21 protein-coding genes and 1 tRNA gene are annotated in these 25959 nt (G+C 57.7%); 9 read left to right on the forward strand and 13 right to left on the reverse strand.

The features are described 5' to 3' along the window. Positions 1 to 18: 18 nt before the first annotated feature. Complete coding sequence (locus tag AC2FIC_RS00550; RefSeq protein ID WP_496690981.1) at positions 19 to 585, forward strand: tetratricopeptide repeat protein; 567 nt, start codon at positions 19 to 21, stop codon at positions 583 to 585. Between the two features lie 47 nt (positions 586 to 632). Here the strand turns inward: AC2FIC_RS00550 and AC2FIC_RS00555 are convergent, their stop codons facing one another. From AC2FIC_RS00555 to AC2FIC_RS00585, 7 genes are all read right to left on the reverse strand, one after another. Further along, on the reverse strand, positions 633 to 2522 hold the full coding sequence (locus AC2FIC_RS00555; protein WP_496869997.1) for a PhoX family protein: 1890 nt from the start codon (positions 2520 to 2522) through the stop codon (positions 633 to 635). Positions 2523 to 2729: 207 nt separating this feature from the next. After that, a complete protein-coding gene (locus tag AC2FIC_RS00560; protein WP_496869998.1) occupies positions 2730 to 3725 on the reverse strand; it encodes an ABC transporter ATP-binding protein in 996 nt (331 codons plus the stop codon). Then, positions 3722 to 4756 carry a Gfo/Idh/MocA family protein gene (locus AC2FIC_RS00565; protein WP_496869999.1) on the reverse strand — a complete coding sequence of 345 codons (1035 nt, stop codon included), beginning with the start codon at positions 4754 to 4756 and terminating at the stop codon, positions 3722 to 3724. Before AC2FIC_RS00565 ends, AC2FIC_RS00560 begins: the two co-directional genes overlap by 4 nt. Next, positions 4753 to 5592, reverse strand: a complete 840-nt coding sequence (locus AC2FIC_RS00570) for a carbohydrate ABC transporter permease (RefSeq protein WP_142636672.1) — start codon at positions 5590 to 5592, stop codon at positions 4753 to 4755. Before AC2FIC_RS00570 ends, AC2FIC_RS00565 begins: the two co-directional genes overlap by 4 nt. A gap of 10 nt (positions 5593 to 5602) precedes the next feature. After that, a complete protein-coding gene (locus tag AC2FIC_RS00575; protein ID WP_142636674.1) occupies positions 5603 to 6517 on the reverse strand; it encodes a carbohydrate ABC transporter permease in 915 nt (304 codons plus the stop codon). A gap of 65 nt (positions 6518 to 6582) precedes the next feature. Next, positions 6583 to 7836, reverse strand: a complete 1254-nt coding sequence (locus tag AC2FIC_RS00580) for an ABC transporter substrate-binding protein (protein WP_496690977.1) — start codon at positions 7834 to 7836, stop codon at positions 6583 to 6585. 24 nt (positions 7837 to 7860) lie between these two features. Then, the gene (locus tag AC2FIC_RS00585) at positions 7861 to 8745 is read right to left on the reverse strand and encodes an N-acetylmuramic acid 6-phosphate etherase (protein WP_496690976.1); all 885 of its coding nucleotides are present in this window, start codon (positions 8743 to 8745) and stop codon (positions 7861 to 7863) included. Between the two features lie 171 nt (positions 8746 to 8916). Between AC2FIC_RS00585 and AC2FIC_RS00590 the strand changes: the two genes are divergently transcribed. From AC2FIC_RS00590 to AC2FIC_RS00625, 8 genes are all read left to right on the forward strand, one after another. Next, positions 8917 to 9792, forward strand: a complete 876-nt coding sequence (locus AC2FIC_RS00590; RefSeq protein ID WP_496690975.1) for a glucosamine kinase nucleotide-binding domain-containing protein — start codon at positions 8917 to 8919, stop codon at positions 9790 to 9792. Further along, complete coding sequence (locus AC2FIC_RS00595; RefSeq protein WP_496690974.1) at positions 9779 to 10528, forward strand: GntR family transcriptional regulator; 750 nt, start codon at positions 9779 to 9781, stop codon at positions 10526 to 10528. The genes AC2FIC_RS00590 and AC2FIC_RS00595 overlap by 14 nt, the downstream gene beginning before the upstream one ends. 19 nt (positions 10529 to 10547) lie before the next feature. Further along, a complete protein-coding gene (locus AC2FIC_RS00600) occupies positions 10548 to 11576 on the forward strand; it encodes an SIS domain-containing protein (RefSeq protein ID WP_496690973.1) in 1029 nt (342 codons plus the stop codon). Further along, positions 11573 to 12709, forward strand: coding sequence for an N-acetylglucosamine-6-phosphate deacetylase (gene nagA, locus AC2FIC_RS00605; protein ID WP_496690972.1), 1137 nt, complete (start codon positions 11573 to 11575; stop codon positions 12707 to 12709). Before AC2FIC_RS00600 ends, nagA begins: the two co-directional genes overlap by 4 nt. Positions 12710 to 12847: 138 nt before the next feature. Then, positions 12848 to 12922: transfer RNA gene (locus AC2FIC_RS00610), tRNA-Gly, on the forward strand. A gap of 127 nt (positions 12923 to 13049) precedes the next feature. After that, the gene (locus tag AC2FIC_RS00615) at positions 13050 to 14870 is read left to right on the forward strand and encodes an ABC transporter transmembrane domain-containing protein (RefSeq protein ID WP_496870000.1); all 1821 of its coding nucleotides are present in this window, start codon (positions 13050 to 13052) and stop codon (positions 14868 to 14870) included. A 151-nt stretch (positions 14871 to 15021) separates the two neighbouring features. Next, the gene (locus tag AC2FIC_RS00620) at positions 15022 to 16911 is read left to right on the forward strand and encodes an acyl-CoA synthetase (RefSeq protein WP_496701557.1); all 1890 of its coding nucleotides are present in this window, start codon (positions 15022 to 15024) and stop codon (positions 16909 to 16911) included. Between the two features lie 13 nt (positions 16912 to 16924). Beyond that, positions 16925 to 17848, forward strand: a complete 924-nt coding sequence (locus tag AC2FIC_RS00625; RefSeq protein WP_496694752.1) for an alpha/beta hydrolase — start codon at positions 16925 to 16927, stop codon at positions 17846 to 17848. Positions 17849 to 17852: 4 nt separating this feature from the next. Here the strand turns inward: AC2FIC_RS00625 and AC2FIC_RS00630 are convergent, their stop codons facing one another. The 6 genes from AC2FIC_RS00630 to AC2FIC_RS00655 form a co-directional block, all read right to left on the reverse strand. After that, positions 17853 to 18689, reverse strand: coding sequence for an alkaline phosphatase family protein (locus tag AC2FIC_RS00630; RefSeq protein ID WP_496690969.1), 837 nt, complete (start codon positions 18687 to 18689; stop codon positions 17853 to 17855). A 143-nt stretch (positions 18690 to 18832) separates the two neighbouring features. After that, positions 18833 to 20470: an ABC transporter ATP-binding protein gene (locus AC2FIC_RS00635; protein WP_496677699.1), complete on the reverse strand. Its 1638-nt coding sequence runs from the start codon at positions 20468 to 20470 to the stop codon at positions 18833 to 18835. After that, positions 20467 to 21282, reverse strand: coding sequence for an ABC transporter permease (locus AC2FIC_RS00640; protein ID WP_142636698.1), 816 nt, complete (start codon positions 21280 to 21282; stop codon positions 20467 to 20469). The genes AC2FIC_RS00635 and AC2FIC_RS00640 overlap by 4 nt, the downstream gene beginning before the upstream one ends. Beyond that, entirely contained in the window at positions 21282 to 22238 is a 957-nt protein-coding gene (locus tag AC2FIC_RS00645; protein ID WP_142636701.1) for an ABC transporter permease, read from the reverse strand. Before AC2FIC_RS00645 ends, AC2FIC_RS00640 begins: the two co-directional genes overlap by 1 nt. 15 nt (positions 22239 to 22253) lie before the next feature. Then, entirely contained in the window at positions 22254 to 23837 is a 1584-nt protein-coding gene (locus AC2FIC_RS00650) for an ABC transporter substrate-binding protein (RefSeq protein ID WP_142636703.1), read from the reverse strand. Between the two features lie 125 nt (positions 23838 to 23962). Continuing rightward, positions 23963 to 25954, reverse strand: coding sequence for a CocE/NonD family hydrolase (locus tag AC2FIC_RS00655; RefSeq protein ID WP_496690968.1), 1992 nt, complete (start codon positions 25952 to 25954; stop codon positions 23963 to 23965). Positions 25955 to 25959: the final 5 nt, after the last annotated feature.

Raw genomic sequence — 25959 nt, forward strand, 5'->3', positions numbered from 1 at the left:
GCGCGTCACCATACGCGTATGAAGCGTTTTGTGTTCCCTCTGCTAGTGTTGGCGGCCCTTCCAGGTGTCGCCTGGTCTGAAGAATGCCCGTCCTCGCCGGATCATACCGAAAGCATCTCGGCCGTAATCGCGCAAATTCAGGATGTTGGAAACGAGGCCGAAGCCCAGACATTTTCCAATCAGTTATGGGAGTTCTGGACCGATGCGCCCGACGCTGTTGCGCAGGCCGTGCTGGACCGGGGCATGACCCGCCGCAGTGGCTGGGACCTTCGGGGCGCCATCGAGGAGTTTGACAAGCTCATCGAATACTGCCCGCATTATGCCGAAGGGTACAATCAGCGCGCCTTTGCATATTATCTTAGCCAGGATTTCGCATCTGCGTTGCCGGATCTGGACAAGGCGATCGAGCTGTCTCCGAACCATGTCGCTGCGATCAGTGGGCGCGCCCTGACGCTGCTTGGCTTGAATCGGATTGATGAAGCCCGTGCGGCACTGTCACGTGCTTTGGAGCTTAACCCCTGGCTGTCCGAGCGCCACCTGATGGCTCCGGGCGGACCGTTGGAGCCGCCGGGTAAGGATATCTGAGGAATAGACGTCCCCGACCCATAGGACCGGGGACAATCTGGAACAGCTTAACCGACCAGCCCGTTATCGGTGCGCTTGATCGTGATCACCGACGAGCGCGGTGTGCCACCATCCGGCCATTCGCTGCCGGGATGCTGGATGCCGACAAACATGGTGCGCAGATCGCTGGACCAGGCCAGACCCGTGACCTCACACCCGTTTGGACCGGTCATGAAACGGGCGATTTCGCCTGTGACCGGATCGCCGACCAGCATCTGGTTGTTGCCGTGGCCTGCGAAGTCTTCTTCATTGTCGTCATTGCCGTCGGTCTGGATCCAGACCAGACCGGTCGAGTCGATGGTCATCCCGTCGGGTGAGTTGAACAGGTTGCCCTCGTTCACATTGGCCGACCCGGCGCGGGCGTCAGAATGCACCGTCGGATTGCCGGCCATGACATAGAGATCCCAGACGAACGCATCGGCTGCGTGGTCGTCATTATCCGGTTTCCAGCGAACGATCTGGCCATATCTATTGGCCTCACGCGGGTTGGGTCCATTGGTCGACGTATCGTCACCCCCGGCATTTGGTTTCACGCCGCGGTTCTTGTTGTTGGTCAGGCAGCAATAGGCTTCGACCGCCACCGGGCTGGACGCCACCCATTCAGGGCGATCCATGGTCGTGCCACCCGCCTTGGACGCCGCCAATCGGGTGAAGATCGCAATATCCGCCGCATCCATGCCTGTTGCATCCGGCGTCAGCGGCAGCCAGGTGCCTGTCATGTCGTCATCGAATTTCGCCACATAAAGCGTGCCGTCGTTCAACAGGCTCTGGGTTTCGCCGCCGGGCTGATAGGTGCCGTTCGAGACGAATTTGTACAGATACTCGCCCCGCTCATCATCGCCCATATAGACAACCACGCGGCCATCAGCGGCCAGAGTCACCTCGGCATTCTCATGCTTGAAGCGACCCAGACCAGTGTGTTTGACCGGGGTGCTGTCCGGTTTGGTCGGGTCGATTTCGACGATCCAGCCCACCCGGTGCGGCTCATTGGGGTTTTTGGAGGTATCGAACCGCGGATCGAACAGTTCGTAGCCGTTCCAGCTTTCGGCTTTGACACCATAGCGTTTGAAACCGTCCGCGACCTTTTGATCATAGCTGGCGTTTTCGTCGCTGGAGCCGAAATAGCCGTTAAAGTTCTCTTCGCAGGTCAGATACGTGCCCCAAGGCGTCTTGCCTGCACCGCAGTTGTTCATGGTGCCCAGCGAGGTTGTGCCGGTCGGGTCGGCCTCGGTCTTCAGCAGATCGTGGCCAGCGGCGGGGCCGACGATAGCCATCAGCGTGTTGTGGTGAATGCGCCGGTTGAACGGGCTGTCTTTAACCACGGACCAGCCTTCGGGGCCTTCGGTGATTTCCATCACGGTCACACCCTGCAGGTTCTGCAGTTTGCGCACGTCGTCAGCACTGGCTGGAACGCCTTCCTGCGCGGCGGGCAGGTTGATCTTACCGTTCGGATATTCGTGATTGATCGCAATCAGCTCATGACCCTGGAAGATAAAGGTCTCCATTCCGTCGGTATTCTCGCCAAAGATGCGGTCCGAGTTCTCGACTGGGCCGCCCTCGGCTAGGTCATAGCCATCGGCATCCGAAAACAGCGGGTCGCCCCAGCGCATCAGGATCTGCCAGTCGTACCCTTCGGGCACATGGACGGTGCCGTCGGTCTGTGCGGCGATTGGCGTGAAGGCAAAGCGGGATGCAGCCTGTGCCTGCGCCGAGGTCGAACCAAGTAGGCCAGTACCCATCGCAGCCGCGCCAGAGCCGAAGGCCACGACACCGGACAGAAATCCGCGGCGGGAAATGGCGCTTTCGACGACACGGTCAAAGTCGTTTTCTTCGGGGCGGGGGAAATGCAGCTCGTCCCAGTCGTCGGCGGAAAGTGTGGTAGGGTCAACGTCTTTCATGGATTGCTCCTGGCTGTCTGTGAAAAGTCGATGAAACGGATTTAGGGGGCATTTGTGACAGGGTGATAACAGCGCCAATAACGATGGCGCCGGGATACTCAGGAAACAGATTTACTCGGGATGCGTTAGGATACGCCGATTGGACCAGCCCGTCAAAACGGACTGATCACAGCGTGTTTTATTAGTAATTTGCCAGTGAAAAAGCGGTCAGGTAAGGCGCTGACCTTCTGGATTGAACCGATAGGCCTTGTCCGGAGAATAGGCGAGTCGCAATTCCTGCCCCTCAGATATCGCATGCTGGCCAAACAGGCGGGCGGTTACGGCGTGTTCGTTGACCTGTGCGATGACATTGGTGTCTCCGCCCAGCTTCTCAACATGGCTGACGCGTGCAGTAAGCGGGCCGTCATCTGCAAGGAACAGATCCTCGGGCCGAATGCCGATCGTGTTCTGACCGCTTTCGTTGAGCAATCCTTGAGGCAGAAAATTCATTGACGGAGAGCCGAGGAACCCCGCCACGAACTGGTTGGCGGGGTTGTTATACAGCTCCATCGGGCTGCCGATCTGTTCTACCTGGCCGTCACGCAGAACGACGATCTTGTCGGCCAATGTCATGGCCTCGGTCTGATCATGGGTGACATAGATCATCGACGCATCCAGCGCTCGGTGCAGGTTGGCGATCTCGATTCGCGTATTCATGCGAAGCGCGGCGTCCAGGTTGGACAGAGGCTCATCAAACAGGAACAGTTTGGGTTCGCGCACGATGGCGCGGCCAATGGCAACCCGCTGACGCTGACCGCCCGACAATTCCGAGGGGAAGCGATCCAGATAGGGCTCGAGGTTCAGCATCCGGCTGGCTTTGGCCACGCGGCCTTCGATTTCCGATTTGGGCTGCTTTTCCTGCTTCAGCGCCAGGGTCATGTTGCCCCGAACGCTGAGATGCGGATAGAGCGCATAGCTTTGGAACACCATCGCGATCCCGCGCTTGGATGGGGGCACCAGATTGACCTGCTGCCCGCCAATGTTGATCTCACCGGACGATGCATCCTCGAGCCCCGCAATCACCCGCAACAGGGTGGATTTGCCACAGCCCGAAGGGCCGACAAAGACGACAAACTCGCCGTCTTCGACTTCAAGCGTGATGTCTTTTAGGACATGCACATTGCCGAAGGATTTATTGATTTTGTTCAGCGTCAGGGCGGTCATGTCGCTTGCTCCTCAAAGGAAACGGGCTGGCCAGTGCGGATGCTTTCATCTGCGGCCAGGCAAATGGCAAGGGATTGGACAGCGTCATTCATATGACGCGTCAAGTCTATGTCTTCGGCGATGGCGCGCAGCATATAGCCCTGCTCGGCATCGCAGAGTTCCTGGTGACCGGGTTCACCGGGCATGTCGATTGTGTGGTCGCCTTGCGGTGTGTGGACCAGCAGACCGCCAACCTTTGTGTGGCCGTCGATATCCGCCGAGGCGCCCTTGTTCCCGTCGGTGATCGAGACCGAGCCGTTGGGCGACACGATATCTTTCACGAAGAACGCGGTTTCCGACATCATCGGGCCCCAGCCGGCCTCGTACCAGCCGACCGAGCCGTCATCGAAGACCACCTGGAACTGGCCATAATTATACATTTCGGGCGCGATCTCATCGGACAGGCGCAGACCCATGCCGTGGACGCGCACCGGTTGCGCGTCGGTGATCTGACACATCACATCGACATAGTGAACGCCGCAATCCACGATGGGCGAGGTGGTCTGCATCAACGCTTTATGCGTCTCCCATTCCGCGCCGCTGGATTGCTGGTTCAGGTTCAGGCGGAATACATAAGGCCCACCCAGGTTGCGGGCCTCGGCAATCAGCCGCACCCACGAGGGGTGGTGGCGCAGGATGTAGCCAACAACCAGCTTGCGGTTCAGTCGGGTGGCGGTTTCGACCACGCGCTGCGCATCAGCGACATTGGTGGCCAGCGGTTTCTCTACAAAGACATGCGCCCCGGCTTCCATCGCCGCACAGGCATAATCCGCATGGCTGTCGGAATAGGTGGCGATCACGACCAGATCCGGGTTTGTTTCGGCCAGCGCGGTTTCGAAATCCGAATAGGCAGGATAATCCGCCAGATCGGGGTCATCCACGCGCCCGGATCGGTTCACCAGCCCAGCAATTTGCACGTCCGGGTGATGGTGATGGGCCAGCGCGTGGCTGAACCCCATATTGCCAAGACCTGCGATCAGAACACGTGTCATTTGACAGCCCCTGACGTGATGCCGCGGATCAACTGGCGCGAGAATATGACATAGAGAACCAGGACCGGCAGGATTGCCATCGACAAGGCTGACAAGACCGCGTTCCAGTCGGTGACAAATTGACCAATAAAGACCTGGCTGCCCAGCGTCAGGGTCTTGGTCTCTTCGGCGGGGGCCAGGATCAGCGGGAACCAAAGGTCGTTCCAGATCGGGATCATGTTGAATACGGCCACCGTCGCCATGGCGGGCCGCACCAGTGGCAGCACCAGGCGGAAGAAGATCGTATATTCCGACAGCCCGTCGATGCGCCCGGCGTTTTTCAGATCGTCGCTGACCTGCCGCATGAATTCGGACAGGATGAACACAGCCAGCGGCAAACCCTGTGCCGTATAGACCAGGATCAGCGCCCAAAGTGAGTTCACCAACCCGGTCGCCACCATCATCTCAAGGATTGCGACAGTGCCGATGCGGATCGGAATCATGATCCCCAGTGCCAGATACAGGCCCATCAGCAGGTTGCCTTTGAACTGGTATTCGGACAGCGCATAGGCCGCCATGGCACCGAACAGCAGGATAAAGAACAACGACGCCACGGTGACGATCATCGAGTTCTGAAAGTAGAGGAAGAAATCCCCCTGCTTCATCACCGTCTCATAGCCGATCAGCGAAAAACTGTCTGCGTTGGGCAGGGCCAGCGGTTCGCGAAAGATCGACCGGCGGGTTTTGAAGCTGTTGATCAGGATCACAAAGACCGGGAACAGCGCGATCAGCGTGTACAGGATCAACCCGGCATGCATTGCTGCGGTGTTGAGGGGGTTTTGGCGTGCTTTGTTCATCACTTGGCCCTCACAGTTGATACCGGCGCATCCGGGTCTGGATGCCGAACAGATAGATACAGACGCCCACCAGGATGATTGCGAACATGGCCCCGGCGATGGCGGACCCCATATGCGGGTCGCCCAGCTGCAACTGGAAGCCAAAGAAGGTGCGGTACATGAAGGTGCCCAGAATATCGGTTGAGAAATCCGGCCCCGCCAGCGCGCCTTGTGAGGCATAGATCAGGTCGAATGCGTTGAAATTTCCCACAAAGGTCAGGATCGAGATGATCCCGATCGAGGGCAGGATCAGCGGTAGTTTGATCTTCCAGAAGGCCGAGGCCCCGGTGATGCCGTCGATCTCTCCGGCCTCAAGGATTTCTTCGGGGATGGTCAGCAGGGCGGCATAGATCAGCATCATCGGGATGCCTACGAACTGCCAGACCGAGATCAGCGCCAGCGTGGTCAGTGCGTATTCCTCTTTGCCCAACCACGGCGCAAAGAGGGACTTCAGCCCAACCGCATCCAGCATCGAAGGTGCGATGCCCCAGATCGGCGACAGGATCAGTTTCCAGGCAAAGCCCACGATCACAAAGCTGAGGATCGTAGGAATAAAGATCGCCGAGCGATACAGGGCGGCAAACCGTAGGCGGGGGTGGCTGAGAAGGGCGGCCAGCGCGATGCCGATCGGGTTCTGAACCAACATATGGATCAGGAAGAACCAAAAATTATTACCCAGAGCATTCCAGAACTGATCCGACCAGTTGGGATCGAAAAACAGGGTCCGGAAATTCTGCAATCCGACAAACACGCGAGCCTGATCAACCTCTGTATACAGTGCAAGGCGCAGTGTGTTGAACAGCGGGAAAATCATCACAGCGGTATAGACGAGTACGGCAGGTGCCAGAAATACAACGATATGCCAGCGGATGCGGGGGCGGGTCATGGGATTGCTTTCAAAGGGGTGTCGGAGTTACCCGGGCGGTCGGCACCGCCCGGGTATGGATCAGCTTACTGATGCGGAGCGTACCAGGAGGCCAGGCCTTCCTGCAGTTCGGCACCCAGTTCCTCGGGGGATTTTGCGCCTTTGATGGCGGCAACCGAAGCGCCCCAGGTATCGTTTTCAAGGTTCGGTGTGCCACGCGACAGGATTTGATAGGTCGAGCGGATGGTCGATTCACAGTCTTCGCGCCAGCCTACGATTTCCTTGGCCAGCGGATCCTGCAGCTCGACCGGAGTGTTCGAGAGCGGGAAGAAGCCAGGCAGGGCGTTGCCGAAGATTTCGGCGAATTCCGGGCTTGCGACCCAGGCCAGGAACGTCTCGGCAGCTTCGGGATTCGCTGTGGCCGCATTCATACCAATGCCAATGTCGGTGTGGTCCGAGATATAGCAGGTATCGCCCGCATTCTGGACTGGGGGCTTAAAGGCGCCCATTTCGAAATCGGCCTGCGCATTGAAGCCCGAAATTTCCCAGGATCCCGCAGGGTAGACGGCTGCGCGGCCCAAGGTAAAGATGTTCTGGCTGTCCGGATAGGTCTGCGCCTCATATCCATCACCCAGATAAGCGCCCCAACGGGCCAGGGTGGCATAGGGGGCGGTCCAGGCTTCATCGGTCAGCTTTTGCTCGCCCGCGATCAGCGCCTGGCGGCCCTCTTCGCCTTTCCAATAGTTCGGGCCGATGTTGTTATAACCCATAGTGGCGGCTTCCCACTGGTCGTTGGTGCCCATCGCCATCGGGATATAAGTGCCGTCTTCCTTGATCTTGTCGAGGGCGGCAAAGAACTCGTCCTCGGTTGTGGGAACTTCGATACCCAGTTCGGTAAACGCGTCCTTGTTATAGATGAACCCGTGGATCACCGACGCCATCGGAACGCAGAAACTGGCCGAGCCGTCATCCGTTTGCCAGGCCGACTTGGCGACATCCGAGAAGTTGTTCATCGCTTCGACACCGGACAGGTCGCTCAGATGACCGGCCTCATACAGGGCCAGCGATGCGTCGAACGGTCGACAGGTGATCAGGTCACCCGCCGATCCCGCATCCAGTTTCGAATTCAGTACGGCGTTGTATTCCGCCGGGGCCGAGGGTGTGAATTGCACTTTGATGCCGGGGTGTTTGGCCTCAAACGCAGGGATGATCTGGTCCTGCCATAGCGTCAGGTCGTCATTTCGCCAGCTTTCGATGGTCAGGGTCACATCTTCCGCATAGGCAGCCGACGCCATCAGCGTCGTGCCCAGCAGAGCAAGTTTCAAGCTATTCTTGGTCATCCATATTCTCCCGATTGATGGTTATTATTCTATGGCCAGTGCGGCCGTTAGGATTCCGTCTGATGTTCTTAGGCGTTCGGTGGCTTCGGATGCCGAAACACCTTTTGCGGCGACAAGCACGGCGGGCTTCACATCACCGCGCGTTGCTTCCAGTGCGCGCTTTGCAGCGCCTGTGTCCACCTCGGCAATGCGGGTGACGATTCCGGCCGCGCGGGCGCGCAGTTTGTCATTGTCGGCGCGCAGGTTGACCATCATGCCGCCATGTACGTGGCCAAGGTCCAGCGCCATCAGCGACGACAGCATATTCAAGGCGATCTTTTGTGCCGTTCCCGCGCCCATCCGAGTTGATCCAGAGATCAATTCGGGCGGTGTGGCAAGCAGGATCGGGATGTTGGCCTGTATCAGCAGGGGGCTGTTGGCGTTATTGGCGATGCCGATCAAGGTCGCGCCTTTTGCACGGGCGATGCCTGCCGCTGTCATCGTGTAGGGGGTCGACCCGCTTGCGGATACGGCGATCACCGTGTCCCGGGCTGACAAACTGTTCAGCGCTTCACGCAGGTCACCGTCGGCGTCTTCGGAATCACCCGGCATCTCGACACCCGCCGGAAGACCACCAGCCATATGGATTCGCAACTGGTCTGGCGTGATCGAGAATGTTCCGCCCAGCTCTTGCGCGTCAGCCGCCGCCATCAAACCGGACGAGCCTGCCGCAACATAGTGCAACATGCCGCCCGACCGGAGCGTCCTGGCCATCGCAGCGGCGCCCAATGCAATAGCCTGTGTGGCCGAGCGCACCGCCGCTGCCGCAGCGATCTGCCCCTCGGCCAGCAACAGCGCCGACCCTGTCAGGTCTTCGCGGCTCAGGCTGGCGGCGTCGCGGTGCAGTTGTTCGGTTGACGGCAGCGTCAAGAGAATCCCCTCCCAGGTTTCCCGATTACAATACCTATTTAATACCACCTGTCCAACATTTTCTTTTCGGTATTATTTGGGTGCTGATTTTAAAGGAAAAATCGAGATATTGGCGAAAATAGCATAAAACGAGGCTTTTCTAATCGAAATAGGTATTGTATTGGTATTGTCATGACTGAGTCCCTGAATAATGCTGTGCTGGCCATTGATGGCGGTGGAACGCGGTGTCGCGTTGCCTGCGAGGTTGCCGGAGTTATTCACGGTGTTGAGGTCGGCGCTGCGAATGTCTCGACTGATTTTGAGGCCGGTGTTTCACAGATAAAACTTGGGTTGGATCAGCTGTCCGGCAAGCTTGGCCTCGGGGTTGAGACCTTGTTGGCCTGCCCTGCTTTTGTTGGCTTGGCCGGGATCACGGATCAGACAATCGCAACCCGCCTGAGGGATGCGCTTGGCCTGACGCGCGCCCGGATTGAAGATGACCGCCCCGCAGCTTTGCGCGGGGCCCTGGGTGCGCAGGACGGGCTGATCGCCCATTGTGGTACAGGCTCATTTCTGGCCAGACAAACTGGTAGAGACATGCGCTTTGCCGGTGGCTGGGGCTCGGCCTTGGGGGATGAAGCCTCGGCCCAGTGGGTTGGAAGGATGGCGCTGTCTTTGGCATTGCGCGCCTTTGATGGAACGCAGCCCAGTTCGGACCTTTTGGCGGCTCTGCTGTCCGACCACGACGGCACCGCCGGGATCGTCCGCTTTGCAGGCGCTGCTGATCCTGCGCAGTTTGGTGCGATTGCGCCAAAAGTGACCTTGGCGGCTCAGAATGAAGACGAGGCCGCGCAACACATCATGCAGGCAGGTGCTGCTTACCTGGCTGATACAGCCGCGCGTCTGGGGAGGAGCCCGGGCACCGCGCTGTGCCTGACCGGTGGGATTGGCGGCCATTATGCCGCCTACCTGCCCGAAAACATGCAATCCGACCTGCGCGCACCATTGGGCGAACCGCTCGACGGGGCGCTTGCCCTGGCGAAGGAGGTAGAACATGAGCATCGCTGATTTTCTGCGCTCGGAATCCTGGCTGACCGCTGACAACGGCCCGCGATATGTGCAGCTGCGGCGCAGGCTGCAGGAGGGCATTGATACCGGCGTTCTGCCCCCCAATTCGTCGCTGCCGTCCGAGAGGGAACTTGTCGAGATCACCGACCTGTCGCGCGTCACTGTGCGCAAGGCGATTCAAGAGCTTGTCCAAGAGGGCGTGATCGAACAGCGTCAGGGCTCGGGCTCGTTCATCCGCGAGCGTATGGCGCGGGTCGAACAATCGCTGACGCATCTGACATCCTTCACCGAAGACATGACCAGCCGCGGAATGAAGACCGCCTCGAAATGGCTGGAGCGGGGGGTCTTTGCGCCGACCCAAGAAGAGATTGCCGCCTTGAGCTTGTCCGAGGGTGAGCAAATCTCTCGTATCTACCGATTGCGCGAAGCCGATGGCCGCCCGCTGGCGCTGGAAAAAGCGGCGTTGCCTTTGGATATCTTGCCCAACCCGATCGAAGTGACCACCTCTCTGTACGAGGTCTTGGATCGGCTGGGCCGCCGTCCTGTTCGGGCGGTTCAGAAGATCTCGGCCCTGAATTTGGCCGCGCGTGAGGCTGAACTGCTTGATGTTCCCGAGGGAGCCGCTGGGCTGAATATTGAACGTGTTTCTTTTCTCAGAAACGGACGCGTCGCCGAACTGACACGCTCGCTTTATCGCGGCGATGCGTATGATTTTGTCGCTGAATTGCGGTTGTAACCTGAAAGGACGGAACTAGATGTCCGTAGAACTCTCGAAGATGCGTCAGGAAATTCTGGAAATTCCTGATGCCGTAGACCGATTGCTAAGCAATGGGGCTGACAATATCCGCCACGCTGCCCAGTTGGCGCGCGACGCAGACCCGCGTTTTCTGGTCACGGTGGCGCGGGGATCTTCGGATCACGCCTGCACCTATCTGAAATATGCATGCGAACTGTTGCTGAACCTTCCTGTTGCCTCGGTCGGGCCCTCGGTCAACTCGATCTATGGTGCCGAGCTTCGGGCGCAGGGTACGTTGAGTATATCGGTGTCGCAATCTGGTCAAAGCCCGGACATCGTTGGCATGACGCGCGCGCTGAAACGATCTGGTGCCGTGACGGTCGCCATTACGAACAATACGGAATCCCACCTGGCAGATGCCACGGATGCCGTCCTGCATCTTCATGCCGGACCGGAATTGAGTGTGGCAGCAACCAAGACCTTTGTGACGTCTCTGGTGGCGGGGCTGTGGTTGCTGGCGGAAATCGCGGATGAGGCAGAGCTGAAGCAGGCCATATGGTCACTGCCCGGGTATCTTGGGAAGGCTGCCCAATGCGACTGGACCCCGGCCGCCAATGCGATTTCCGGCCGGTCCCTGTTTACCTTGGGTCGCGGTCCGTCGCTGGCGATCTCGAATGAAGCGGCGCTGAAGATCAAAGAGACCTGCCAGATTCACGCCGAGAGCTATTCGACTGCCGAAGTTCTGCACGGGCCGGTCTCAATCGTTGAAGAAGGGTTTCCAACCATTGTGTTCGCCGCCGGTGATGCCGCTGAACAAACAACGGCAGAAGCGGCTGATGCGTTGGCGGCAAAAGGGGCTACCGTTTTTGCCGCAACCTCGGCGGTGAAACAGGCGCAGCCTCTGCCGGTCGTCAGAACGGACCATTGGCTGACCGATCCCATCAGCACCATCACATCGTTCTACAGCATGGTTGAATCGGTCGCCTGCAATCGCGGAATTGACCCTGATGCCCCGCGTCACCTTAAGAAAGTTACGGAAACTGTATGACCTCTGAGACGGTTGTATTCAGAAACGGCGCCTATTTCGACGGCACACACCTGCTGGAGGGGCAGGCGGTTGTGTTTTGCCAAGGTAAATTGTCCGAGGTCACCCCGGCAGACGGAACCAAAATCGCCGGGCAGCAGGTCGATCTGAACGGTGATATTCTCTGCCCCGGATTTGTGGACCTACAGGTCAATGGCGGCGGAAGTGTCATGTTCAACGATGACCCTTCTGTCGAGACTATCCAGCGCGTTTCTCAAGCGCATAGAAAGCTTGGCGTCGCATCCTTTTTGCCCACCCTGATTACCGACACTGCGGCCAAGACCCAGCAGGCAATAGAGGCCGCGATCAAGGCTGTGGATGTCGGTGTTCCCGGTGTCGCTGGACTGCATCTGGAGGGACCGCATCTTTCGTTGGCGCGAAAAGGGGCGCATGACGCGGCGCTGATCCGCCCGATGGATGAAGATGATCTGACCACCCTGATAGCCGCGGCCAGCCGATTGCCTTGCCTCAAAGTAACCCTGGCGCCAGAAGCTGTGTCTGAGCGACAGGTTACCTCTTTGGCTGAGGCCGGAATTCTGGTGTCTCTGGGTCATAGCAATGCGGATTTTGCGACCTGTCAACGTTATGCTGCGGCGGGCGCGCGCTGTGTCACACATCTGTTCAACGCCATGAGCCAGCTTGGAAACCGCGAGCCTGGACTTGTAGGGGCGGCGCTGGCCAATGCGGGTTTGTCTGCGGGTCTGATTGCCGACAGTATACACGTACACCCTGAGGTCATGAGGGCGGCATGGGCGGCAAAGACCGGGCCGGCCCGGATATTTCTGGTCAGCGATGCCATGGCTGTTGCCGGAACAGAGGATGCCGAATTCAACCTTGAAGGGCGCCGTATTACCAGAACGGATGGCCGCCTGACGCTTGAAAATGGAACGCTGGCAGGGGCTGATCTGGATTTGACGACGGCTGTTCGCATCCTTGTCAAAATTGTCGGTGTCCCGCTGAAGGATGCGCTGAGCGCCGCAACGACCTATCCTGCGAAGCTGATTGGCTTGGCCGAATCTTCCAGTATGAATCTGGCATCCATGATCCGTATTTCGGCGGATCTTGAATCTTGCGATTGGGCGAATACCGCGCGCTGAATAAGCCGCGCGCTGCCGAAACGACCCCGGGAATACCGATGCACCGGGGTCCGTCCCCGGGTGTCATATGATTTTGTATTTCACGTGCGAACTGTGCTTGACGACACCTTGGGCATGGCATAAACCAGCCACCGCTGAGCGGGCGTCGTATACTGGCTATTACCTCAGCCTTCCAAGCTGATGAAGCGGGTTCGATTCCCGCCGCCCGCTCCAAATCAGCCCCAAAAATCTGCGTCAAATAGCCTTTCGTTTGGGCCATTCGGCTGCACCGCTTGACCCGGCGGGTTGTAGACGCCAAGAAGCGGGATACCGGAATTCGAACACGAAGTAAGGGCCTGACATGGCAAAACCCGTCTCAGCCAGTCCAGCAGCAAAACCCGCACCCGGTGCGGCTGAGGAACGGGCCAGGTCCAGGAAGATCGGTGTTCTGGCTTCGCTCTGGCCATTCATGAAGCCTTATTGGTTGCAAATGATTGGGGCCTCTCTGGCCTTGGTTCTGACCGCCAGCATGACGCTGACATTGCCTTTGGCCGTCCGCCGTGTGGTCGACAACTTTCGGATCGAAGACGGAGAGCTACTGGATTGGTACTTTCTGGCGGCGCTGGGCATCGCCGCGATTCTGGCCGTCGGAACAGGTATCCGCTACGCGCTTGTTACGCGCCTGGGTGAACGCGTTGTCGCCGATATCCGCAAAGCCGTTTTTGATCGCGTCATCGGGATGAGCCCCGAATTCTATGAACGTATCATGACGGGTGAGGTGCTGAGCCGGATCACGACCGACACCACGCTGATTCAATCCGTGCTGGGCTCGTCAGTCTCGATCGCTCTACGCAATATGTTGATGTTTCTGGGCGGGCTTGTGCTGATGCTGCTGACCTCGGCCAAGCTGACCGGGATGGTCTTGCTGCTGATTCCGCTGGTTGTGGTTCCGATACTGGTATTGGGGCGGCGCCTGCGGGTTATTAGCCGGGAAAACCAAGACTGGATCGCAGCCTCATCGGGCAACGCCGGTGAAGCGCTGAGCGCAGTTCAAACCGTTCAGGCCTTTACCCATGAGCAGGCCAGCCGAAATCAGTTCGGTGAGATGACCGAAACGTCCTATACTGTCTCGCTGCGCCGAATTCAGACCCGGGCCGTGCTGACCGTTATCGTTATATTCCTGGTGTTTTCCGGAATCGTCGGCGTGTTGTGGATGGGGGCGAATGATGTCCGCAACGGTGTCATGACCGAGGGCGTTCTGATCCAGTTCGTGATCTATTCGATCATCATGGCCGGTTCGGTCGCGGCCCTGTCCGAAATCTGGAGCGAATTGCAGCGTGCGGCCGGTGCGACCGAGCGGTTGGTCGAGTTGTTGAATGCTCAGGACACCGTGAACGATCCCGGCCAGGCGCAAGCTTTCCCCGCGCCCGTGCGCGGCGAGATTCAGTTCGACGATGTGACTTTCCGCTACCCGGCGCGTCCGGATGTCGTGGCATTGAATGAACTGTCGCTGACAGTCAACCCCGGGGAAACCGTCGCATTTGTCGGCCCCTCGGGGGCTGGAAAAACAACCGTGATCCAGATGATTCAGCGATTCTATGATCCTGACTCGGGACGCGTTTGTTTGGATGGCATTGACCTGCGAGATTTGGATCGTTCCAATTTCCGCCGTCATATGGCACTTGTGCCTCAGGATCCCACGATATTCGCAGCATCGGCGCGCGAAAATATCCGATTTGGGCGGCTCGATGCGACGGATGCCGAGGTTGAAGACGCAGCCCGCGCAGCTGCGGCCCACGAATTCATCTCGACGCTGCCCGAAGGCTATGACAGCTTTGTAGGAGAGCGAGGCGTCATGCTGTCCGGGGGACAAAAACAGCGGATCGCCATCGCCCGCGCCATTTTGCGCGATGCTCCGATCCTGTTGTTGGATGAGGCGACATCGGCATTGGACGCTGAAAGCGAGCGCGCTGTGCAAGGGGCTGTCGACAGGTTGCGTGCAGGGCGGACGACGCTGATTGTTGCGCACAGATTGGCAACCGTGAAAAAAGCCGACCGCATCATCGTCCTGGAGAACGGGCAGATCGTTGGGCAGGGAACGCATGACGATCTGGTATCGCAGGATGGGCTGTACGCGCGTTTGGCACGGTTGCAATTTACCGATGGTGTTGCAGCAGAGTAACCTGATGGCGAGATATTTTGTTTTGCGCCCCAGCGTCATTCTACATTCTGGGTTGTTCTGCCGTTAAGCCCTTACTTGCACATGAGCGGGTTTTACTTTCATCCTAGATGAGAGCCTGCGCGTGACGCAGTAAAAGTACAGGGAGGAACTAATGGCATTCGCGGGATTAGACGATAAGGCAAGAATAGAAAATGAAATGCCGTGGGAGGATCGAGACGTACCGGTAACCTTTCATCAGTTACTTTCTCGAACGGCGGCCAAGTTCCCCGACCACAAGGCCATTAGCTTTCAGCTGTTTTCCGGCCCAACCGATAAGGCCGAGACACTGACGTGGTCTGATCTGCTGGGTAAGGTCAATCAGGCCGCCAATCTTTTCAGATCTCTGGGTATCGGTGAAAACGATGTGGTGGCCTATGTTCTGCCCAACTGCAACGAAACTCTGGTGACCCTTATGGGAGGGGCCGTCGCAGGGATCGTGAACCCGATCAACCCGTTGTTGGAGCCCGAGCAAATCGCAGCAATTTTGCGCGAGACGAAAGCCAAGGTTGTTGTGACGCTAAAGTCATTTCCCAAAGCCGATGTTGCACAGAAGGTGGAAGAGGCCGTACGCCACGCGCCCGGTGTGAACACAATTCTGGAAATCGACCTGAATCGCTATCTGACGCCTCCGAAATCGTGGATCGTCCCCCTTGTGCGTCCCAAAATGGGCGACAAGGCTAAATTGGCTCATGCGGACTATTTGAATTTCAGTAAAGAGCTGGCGAAACAGTCCAAGACACTGACATTCGAAGACAGTAAATCAGACCGTGTTGCGTGCTATTTCCATACTGGTGGTACAACCGGCATGCCCAAGGTTGCACAACACAAATATTCCGGCCTGATCTATAATGGCTGGTGTGGTGGCACCTTGTTGTTCGACGAAAACGATGTGGTCATGTGCCCACTGCCCATGTTCCACGTCTTTGCTGTGCATGTGATCGTCATGGCTGCGGTGAGTTCGGGTGCGCATGTGGTCTTCCCGACGCCTCAAGGATATCGCGGGGATGGCGTTTTCGACAATTTCTGGAAATTGATCGAGCGTTGGAAAGTCAGCTTTATCATCACGGTTCCGACAGCGATCTCTGCCAAAATGCAGCGCCCTGTCGACGCTGATATCTCGTCAGTGAAAACGGCCTTCTCAGGCTCGGCTCCTTTGCCGGTTGAACTGTTCCGTCGCTTTGAAGAGGCCACCGGCGTCACAATAGTCGAAGGCTATGGCCTGACCGAAGCCACCTGCCTTGTGTCGTGCAACCCGGTGGATGGCGAAAAGAAGATCGGTTCGATTGGCGTTCCGTTCCCTTATACGGATGTGAAAATCCTGCAGGATGGGCCCGACGGTCCGACCGAATGTGGCACTGATCAGATTGGTGAGATCTGTATCTCGAACCCCGGCGTATTTGCGGGCAACACGTATACAGAGGTCGAAAAGAACGTGGGCCTGTTCCACTATGACAAATATCTGCGCACCGGTGATTTGGGCCGGTTTGACGATGATGGATATTTGTGGATCACCGGTCGTGCCAAGGATTTGATCATTCGCGGCGGGCACAATATCGACCCGGCCGAGATCGAAGAGGCGCTGTTGGGGCATGAAGCCGTGGCATTTGCCGGTGCGATCGGTCAACCAGACGCCCATGCGGGCGAAGTGCCCTGTGCCTTTGTCGAACTGGTCTCTGGGGCCAGTGTGACAGAGCAGGAGCTGATGGAATACTGCAGAGTCCACGTTCACGAGCGCGCCGCGCAACCTAAGCACATGACCATTCTGGACGAACTGCCCAAGACGGCAGTGGGCAAAGTCTTTAAGCCCGAACTGCGCAAGCAGGCAATCACACGCATCTACAATGGTGCGCTTGAAGACGCAGGCGTTGCTGCGCGTGTGGTTTCGGTTCTGGATGATAAAAAGCGCGGACTTGTCGCGCAGCTTGACGCCAACGGTTCCTCGGACGACGATGTCAGCAAAGTGCTGGGATCGTTCACCCGGCCATGGGAGTGGGCTGCCTGATCGCGGAGGGGCTATGGACTATGAACGTCTGATCGATGAAGAAACCTGGGCGTTCATAAGACGAACGGCTGAAAGCTATCCTGATGACGCGGTCGAATTGTCGATCGAAGATCAGCGCGGCGTCTATGACGTAATGTGCAAGGATTTTCGCCAACCTCGCCCAATGGGTGTTGAAACAGAAGACAGGCGCGCCGATGGCGTGCCTGTTCGCATTTACACCGCAGGCAATCCAAGCCGGACGGTGATCTATTTCCACGGAGGCGGGTTTGTCGTCGGCGGACTGGACAGTCACGACGATGTCTGTGCCGAACTTTGTGCACAAACTGGGTATCGGGTGATTGCCGTGGATTACCGCCTGAGCCCCGAACATATTCATCCTGCCCAGTTTCACGATAGCTGGGCTGCAACCAACTGGGCGGTGCAAGAGTTCCAGGACCCTTTCGTTCTGGCGGGCGACAGCGCGGGTGGAAATCTGGCCGCCGCAGTTTCACAGCACGGACGGACGCAGTTCGACAATCTTCTTGGTCAGGTCCTCATCTATCCAGGCTTGGGCGGAGATTCATCCCGTGGTTCCTATAAGGAACATGCCCATGCGCCTTTGCTGACGCTGGAGGATGTAAGTTTTTACGAGAAGATGCGCTGTGGTGGAGATGTGCCGGAAAACGACCCGACATTCGCTCCATTGCATGACACGGATTTCTCGGGGCTGCCCCCAACCGTGGTGGTAACTGCAGATTGTGATCCCTTACGTGATGATGGTGCGATCTATTGCGAGCAGATCAGGGCTGCAGGTGGGCAGGCTCATTGCATCAATGAACCCGGCCTTGTGCACGGCTATCTGCGGGCGCGCACCATGGTCAAACGTGCGGCGGACAGCTTCGAGAGGATCTCGGTGGCGATAGAGGCGTTGGGCCAGCAGATCTGGCCCTACGACTGATTCCCTACTTCAAGAAGGGCTGACCCTTCATGGTTTCGGCAACCGGGGCACCCAAACGGCCCAGAATCGTGGGCGCCAGTTGTAGCTGGTCGATCACAGCGTCCGCATCGGGGCCTTCGGCGTCACCGAAGTAATACAGCGCGGTTTCCTGCTGCAATGCGCCACGCCCACCGTGATGGCCACGATCGTCCTGGCCGTGATCTGCGGTGACGATGACGTCGTAACCCAACTGCCGCCAGCGCGGGATAAACGGGGCCAGCATTTCGTCCATCACGAAACAGGCATGGTCCATCTCTTCACATTCATGAAAGAATCTGTGACCCATGCTGTCCAAAGTGCTGGTATGCAGCAATCCATAGTCCAAGCCATGGCGTAGGCAGAGATTTGTCAGCGTCGCGAACAGATCGACGTCACAGGGCGTCATCTGGTTGGCTTTGCCATAGCCTGTCATCGTGTGGAAGCGACCATGATTGATCGTTTTGCTGTTGGGCTCGTCATATTCAACATCGCGGACATAGTCGAATGGATGGCGATTAAAAAATTGCGACCAGAAGCTGTGGGCCACAGCCCCAGTCACGCCGCCGGCTTCGCGCACTTGGCTGAAGATGTCCTTCTGACTCAGGCGGAACACGTTGCCATTGCCGGTACAGCCATGCTCCTGCGGTGTAACACCGGTATGGATCGAGGCATAGCAGCTTGCCGAGATTGACGGCAGCACAGCGCGCTTCTTCCAAACGCGCGCCTCGCCGGTGTCGACCCAGCCTTCCAGATTGCCGAACAAACGACGGAAATTGCGCCATGGAACACCGTCCAGAATGATGAGGAGAAGTTTGCGGTCCATGCTCTGACCCTTTTTCAGATTGCTTCAGCCGACCCTAAAAGATTCGGTGCGGTCTGGCTGCCTGATCCCGCCCCGAATGGCAAAATCCCGACACCTTGATCGAATGGCGCCGGGATTTCATAAACTTACGGGAAGGGCCGGGATCAGTTCCCGGCGCTTTCCATTTTGCGGTGGGCGACGACCTCTTCCAGCCAGCCCAGATGCATTTCAGGGACAGAGCTGAGCAGTAGGTCGGTATAGTCATCAAACGGTGGGCTCAGCACCTGCGACTTGGGGCCGTAGCGGACGACTCGGCCCTGATACATCACCGCAATACTGTCGCTGATCGCGCGCACTGTTGCCAGATCGTGGGTGATGAACAGATAGGCCACATCCTCGATCTTCTGCAGGTCCAGCAGCAGTTTGAGGATACCATCCGCCACCAGCGGATCCAGCGCCGAGGTGACCTCGTCACAGATGATCATCTTGGGCTTGGCCGCCAATGAACGCGCAATGCAAACACGCTGTTTCTGGCCGCCAGACAGTTCCGCCGGATAGCGGTCCATGTATTTTTCGCCCAGCTCGATCTCATCCAGCAGTTCCACGATCCGCTTGCGTTTTTCCGCGCCGCGCATACCGAAGTAGAACTCCAGCGGGCGCCCGATGATCGTGCCGACGGTCTGACGCGGGTTCATCGCCACGTCTGCCATCTGATAGATCATCTGCAACTCACGCAGGTCTTCACGGCTGCGGCCCTTCAGATCGCCACTGAGCTTGCGTCCGGCGAAATTGATCTCGCCATCGCGCGGCGGAAGCAGACCGGTGATCACCCGTGCCAGCGTGGACTTGCCAGAACCGGATTCGCCCACAACTGCCAGCGTCTGCCCCGGATGAAGCTCGACATTGACGTTGTGCAGCACGTCGAAATTCAGCCCCTTATAGCGCGCAGTGATCCCGTCAACTGTCAGCACTGGTTCGGATGTTGGCTTCTTTTCTTCATGTTCGATGGAGCGGACCGAGACCAGCGCCTTGGTATACTCTTCCTGCGGGTTGTTGATGATCTGATCGGTGTTGCCGTACTCGACCGTGTTACCCATGCGCAGAACCATGATGTCGTCGCTGACTTGCGCAACGACTGCCAGATCGTGGGTGATATAGAGCGCGGCAACGCCGGTATCACGAATGGCTTCCTTAATGGCCATCAGAACATCGATCTGGGTGGTCACATCCAGCGCAGTTGTCGGTTCGTCGAACACGACCAGATCAGGCTCAGGACAAAGCGCCAGCGCTGTCATACACCGCTGTAGCTGACCACCCGAAACTTGGTGCGGATAGCGATCACCAATATTGTCCGGATCGGGAAGCCCCAGCTTGGCGAACAGTTCCCGCGCGCGGGCTTCGGCCTCTTTACGCGAAAACTTCTTGTGCTCCACCGCGGCTTCGATCACCTGATCCATGATCTTCTTGGCTGGGTTGAACGATGCTGCGGCGGATTGCGAAACATATGCTACTTCGCCTCCGCGCAGATTGCGGATATCGCTATGCGGGGTTTTCAGGATATCGCGCCCGTTAACCCAAACCTCTCCGCCGGTGAGTTCAACACCACCACGGCCATAGGCCATTGAGGCCAGACCAATGGTGGATTTACCGGCCCCGGATTCACCGATCAGCCCCAACACCTTGCCGCGTTCAAGGTCAAAGCTGACCCCGTGCACGATTTCGATATCATGGGGTTTTTCACCCGGTGGATAGACGGTCGCGCCGATTTTGAGGTCGCGGACCTTGAGAAGGGTATCACTCATCCCCGGCCTCCTTTCAGCGATGTGGTACGGTTCAGGACCCAGTCAGCAACAAGGTTGACCGAGATGGCGAGGGTCGCGATGGCAACAGCCGGATATAGCGCCGCACCAATGCCATAGACGATACCGTCTTTGTTTTCCTTCACGATTCCACCCCAATCTGCCAGCGGCGGTTGGACGCCCAAACCCAGGAACGAGAGGGTCGAGATAAACAGAACCATAAAGATGAACCGCAATCCGAACTCGGCCACCAGAGGCGACAAAGCATTGGGCAGGATTTCCCGGAAGATGATCCAGATACGACCCTCACCGCGCAGCTTGGCAGCCTCAACATAGTCCATCACATTGATATCCACAGCGACAGATCGCGACAGGCGATAGGGGCGTGTGGCATCCAGCAGGCCCATCACCAGGATAAGGATCGGGACAGTCACCGGGACAATCGCCAGAATGACCAGCGCCAGAATCAGTGTCGGGATCGACATGACCAGGTCAACCGCTCGGCTGAGGACCTGATCGGCCCAGCCACCAAGAACAGCGGCCAGCAAGCCCAGCGTGGTGCCGGTGGCAAAGCTGAGGATCGTGGCAGCAGCAGCGATAAAGATGGTCGTGCGCCCGCCATAGATCATGCGAGTTAGCAGATCGCGCCCGATATTGTCCGTACCCAACAGGTGTTTGGCACTGGACGGTTCCCAGACATCACCGACCACCTCGGCCATGCCGTAAGGAGCGATCAGAGGTGCGGCGAGCGCCACGAAAAAGTACAGCCCGGTGAAAAACAGACCGATCATGGCCGAAATAGGAAGATTCTTCATCATTTCGGGTGCCTCAGTCTTGGATTGGCAAGGATGGACACGATATCGGCAACCATGTTCAGCCCGATATAGACCGCAGCGAAGACAACGCCGCAGGCCAGAACCACAGGCACGTCACGCTTGGTCACCGAGTCCACAAGATATTGCCCCATGCCAGGGTAAACGAACACCACTTCGACCACGACGACGCCCACGACCAGATAGGCCAGGTTCAGCATAACAACGTTGACAATGGGCGAAATCGCGTTGGGGAAGGCATGTCGCGCGATGACCTGAAAACTGGACAAACCTTTCAGCTCAGCCGTTTCGATATAGGCCGACTGCATCAGGTTTAGGATTGCGGCGCGGGTCATCCGCATCATCTGTGCCAATACCACCAGCGTCAGCACAAAGGCCGGCAAGGCGATTGCATAGAGCTTTTCACCGAAGGACATCGAATCGTTGATCATCGCAAGCGAGGAAAACCAGCCCAGTTTTACGGAAACGAAATAGATAATCACGTAGCCGATCAGGAATTCGGGGATCGAAACCGTGGTCAAGGTCACAGCCGAGATCAATTTGTCCGGCATGCGGTTGCGATAGCGGACGGCCAACAAGCCAAGGAAGATAGCGAGTGGTACGGAGACGACGGCGGCGGCACAAGCCAGGAACAGCGTGTTGCCCAGGCGCTTGCCGATGCTTTCAGCGATATCCAGTTTGTTGGTCATCGATTGGCCCAGATCGCCTTGAACGATCCCGCCCAGCCATTCGGCGTATCGGGTCAGGGCAGGGCGGTTCAGCCCCATTTCCTCACGTAAGTTAGCAAGAGCCTCAGGAGTTGCGGACTGTCCCAGGACGGCTTGCGCGGCGTCTCCGGGCAGGGCTTCGGTCAGGCCAAAAATCAGGGCCGAAGCGCCAAACAGCAATAGGAGTCCCAGCGCAAGGCGCTGGGAAACCAATTTGATGATAGGATGCATGATCCGTGGTCCTTATCAGGAGAACCACATCTTGCGGGACATGTTGCCGTTCATCATCTCTTGGGTCGGGTCGCTTTCCCAACCTTCCAGCTGATTGCTGACACCTTCGACGAAATCATTGAACATCGGGCAGATTACGCCGCCTTCGTCGCGGACCATCATGCCCATCTGTTTGTAGATGTCTTTGCGCTTGTCATTGTCCAGCTCGGCGCGGGCTGCAAACAGCATCTCGTCAAAGGCCGGAACCTTGAACCGCGTGTCGTTCCAGTCTGCGGTCGACAGATACGCGGTCGAATACATCTGGTCCTGCACCGGACGGCCACCCCAGTACGAGGCGCAGAACGGCTGTACGTTCCAAACCTCGGACCAGTAACCATCGTTGGGTTCACGCTTGATTTCCAGCGGGATACCAGCCTGAGCCGCGGTCTGCTGGAACAGGGCGGCCGCGTCCACTGCACCAGGGAAGGCGCCATCAGCGACCTGCAGAATGATTGGCGAGCCGTCATGACCCGACTTCTTGTAATGCTCAGCTGCTTTTTCGATGCTGAATTCACGCTGCGGGATCGAACCGTCAAACAGCGGGTAGGCCGCGTTGATCGGCATGTCATTCCCAATCGAGCCATAGCCACGCAGAACCTTGTCGACCAGATCCTGACGGTTAATCGCGTGTTTCAGGGCCAAACGCAGTTCATTGTTATCAAACGGTGCCGTGTCGCAATGCATGATAAACACATAGTGGCCACGGCCTGCGGTTGAATGCACAGTCAGGTTCGGTGCGCGACCTAGCAGATCAGCAATCTTGGGCTCAACCCGGTTGATCGCGTGGACCTGACCGGATTGCAGCGCGGCGGTCCGGGCGGTAGCGTCATTGATAACAACCACTTCGACGCTGTCGAAATTGCCGTAATCGCTCCAGTGGTTGGCGAACTTTTTGAACACGTGGCGGACGCCGGGTTCGTTGACTTCCACTTGGTAAGGGCCGGTGCCAACCCCTGCGCCAGGATCTTCCATGCCGCCATCCGGCTGGATGATCAGATGATAGTCGGCCATCAGATAGGGCAGGTCGGCATTTGGTTCATTCAGCGTAACCTGGAAATTGTCGCCATCAGCCTTCATCGATTCGATGCCGCGCATGATTCCCAGAGCACCGGATTGGGAATCCTCGTTCGAGTGACGCTCCATGGTTTTCAGCACGTCTTCGCTGGTCATGGTCTTGCCGTTGTGGAATTCCACGCCCTGACGCAGTTTGAAGGTCCAGACCCTGGCATCCGCGCTGCCTTCGACGCTTTCTGCAAGGCGCGGTTCGATCGATCCATCGGGCGCAACCTCGACCAGTTGGTCGCCGAACTGCTTGCCGTTCTGGAACGGAACCGAGCTGGCATAGGTGGCCGGGTCAAGCGAGTTGGTGGATTCCCCGCCCTGCAGGCCAAATTTCAGATCACCGCCCTTTTTCGGGCCAGCCGCGCGTGCAGCATCGGCAAACATTGTGCTGGCCATCGCAGCAGACACACCAAGTGCTGCAGCTTTCCCCATAAATTCGCGGCGGGTCAGCTTGCCAGCTGTAACCTGCTTGGCCATGTGAGTGATTTGTTCGTTCATTCAGATATCTCCCAGTGATTTATCTCGTCAGCCCCTGACGGGTTTTTTTATTGACGCGCCAGTCAAGTTAGGCGCAATTCGGTTGGTCGAGCAAGAAAAAAGTCCGGCTCAGACCTGCTTGAATTTCACATATGATTACGCGGTACGGTATCCTCCTTAGTCTTTGAAAATACCAAACTGCCGTTTTCAAATGCCTTGAGTTCAGCACAGAGGTAGAAGTTTCCGGCGTCTGACCACATTTCGCAAGATGTTTCTGTACGCAGCTCTGTGCCGTCACGGATTATCTCTTGTGTCCAATGGCAATATCCGCGTGCAGATAACGGATCATCAGGGCGAATCGACCAACGTTCAAAGGCTGTTCCGCCATGTGTCAGGCCGTGGTGGTTTTCTGTAACAAGGCCAAAGTCATCTTCTATAATCAGATGAGTTTCCCCCGAGTTCATGTCAGTTTCGACCTGTCGAGAGTTCCGGCTGTCTCGGACAGTCGTGATGTCGTGTGCGGCCTCGGCATCCGGGGGAGGGAATACATATGCCTCGCTAGCCGCGTGACGGATGGGCAGCTTGATTTGGCCCTCGGTCAGATGCAGTTCTGCAGACTCGGGCGAAGGCCAGATCAGCGGCCAATAGGCGCTGGATACCGCAATCCGCAAGCGGTGTCCCCTTGGCACCCGATAAGCGATATGGTCCAGATCCAGCGTGACCTCGTAAACCTTGCTAGGGACCAATTCGGTCGGTTGCGAATGGGTATCGCGATGGCACAGGTTAAGGACACCGTATGTTATGCGTGTTGTTGCCCCATCGGGATGGACGTGATTCAAGCGCACGGCCATCTGGGCATAGGGACGGTCGGCACTGATGTGCAGGCATATTTGCGGCGCGCCCACGATGTTCAAATCATTGGCCAGTGGGGCGCTGTCGAAACAGGCCGAAAATGCATCATCCACACGCTGATCGCCCGGCATATCCGGCCCCAACCAGATGGCGCAGTATTCTCCGCCTTCCATCCCGCAGGTCTGGGGGGATCGGATGCACGTGTCCAGGGGTCCGGGTTGGTCCAGCCCAGCATTAGAAATATTCAGAGTTTGAATAGGAAGATGCGAGGTCGCGCCTTTATCCTCGGTTACCCAGCAACCGGGCCGTTCCTTGTACCAGCGCTGGGGGCGTACCCCATCCATAAGATAGGCGCGATAGTCGGGTTCCTGGTCGACGCCAGTATCCTGGCCTTTCAACCAATGGTCCCACCAACGCAGGGCTTCTTGCAGAAATCCGATTCGGGGCTCCGGAACAGCAAAATGCGGATACTTGTGAACCCAAGGTCCGACGATCCCCTTGACCGGAGAATCAAGCTGTTCAACCAATAAAGGCACCGTATTCTTATAGGCATCACCCCAGCCGCCAACAGCCAAAGTCGCCGCCCGGATAGCGCTGAAATCCTCGCAGACTGACCCGTGACGCCAATAGGCATCCCGAGTCTGATGGCGCAACCAGACAGAGGGCAGAAAGGGCTCGTTCTCAAGGCGGTCCAGCCACAGCTCGCGCCAGTTCGGACGCAGGGCCGGATCGGGAGCGCGCGATGAATAAGACCACATGGTCGCGCCCCAGCCGAGATTTTCGTTCAGCAGGCAGCCACCCTTGTAGTGGATGTCGTCCGCATACCGGTCGGCGGTCGAGCACAGCGTGATAATCGCCTTCAGCGCCTCTGGCTGTAGTGCCGCCACCTGCAATGAATTGAAACCGCCCCAACTGATCCCCATCATTCCTACAGAACCAGAGCACCACGGTTGCTGCGCCAGCCACTCGATAGTTGCAACTGCATCGTCCAGTTCCTGCTGGGTATACTCATCCTCCATCAGCCCTTCGCTGTCACCATTGCCGCGCATGTCCACGCGGATGCAGGCGTAGCCGCGCTTGGCAAACCATGGATGGGTCAGGGCGTCTCGTGTCGCAGTGCCGTCGCGTTTGCGATAGGGCAGGAACTCCAGAATGGCAGGTACAGGGTGGCTTTCTGCATTCGACGGCTTCCATATCCGGGCTGAAAGCCGGCACCCATCCGGCATGCGAATGCCGATATCTGGCAGGTCTTCGATGTCGAGTAGCGAATTGTCGGCTGGATTCATTCGGT

This window comes from Ruegeria sp. CDSC079 (assembly GCF_059610505.1).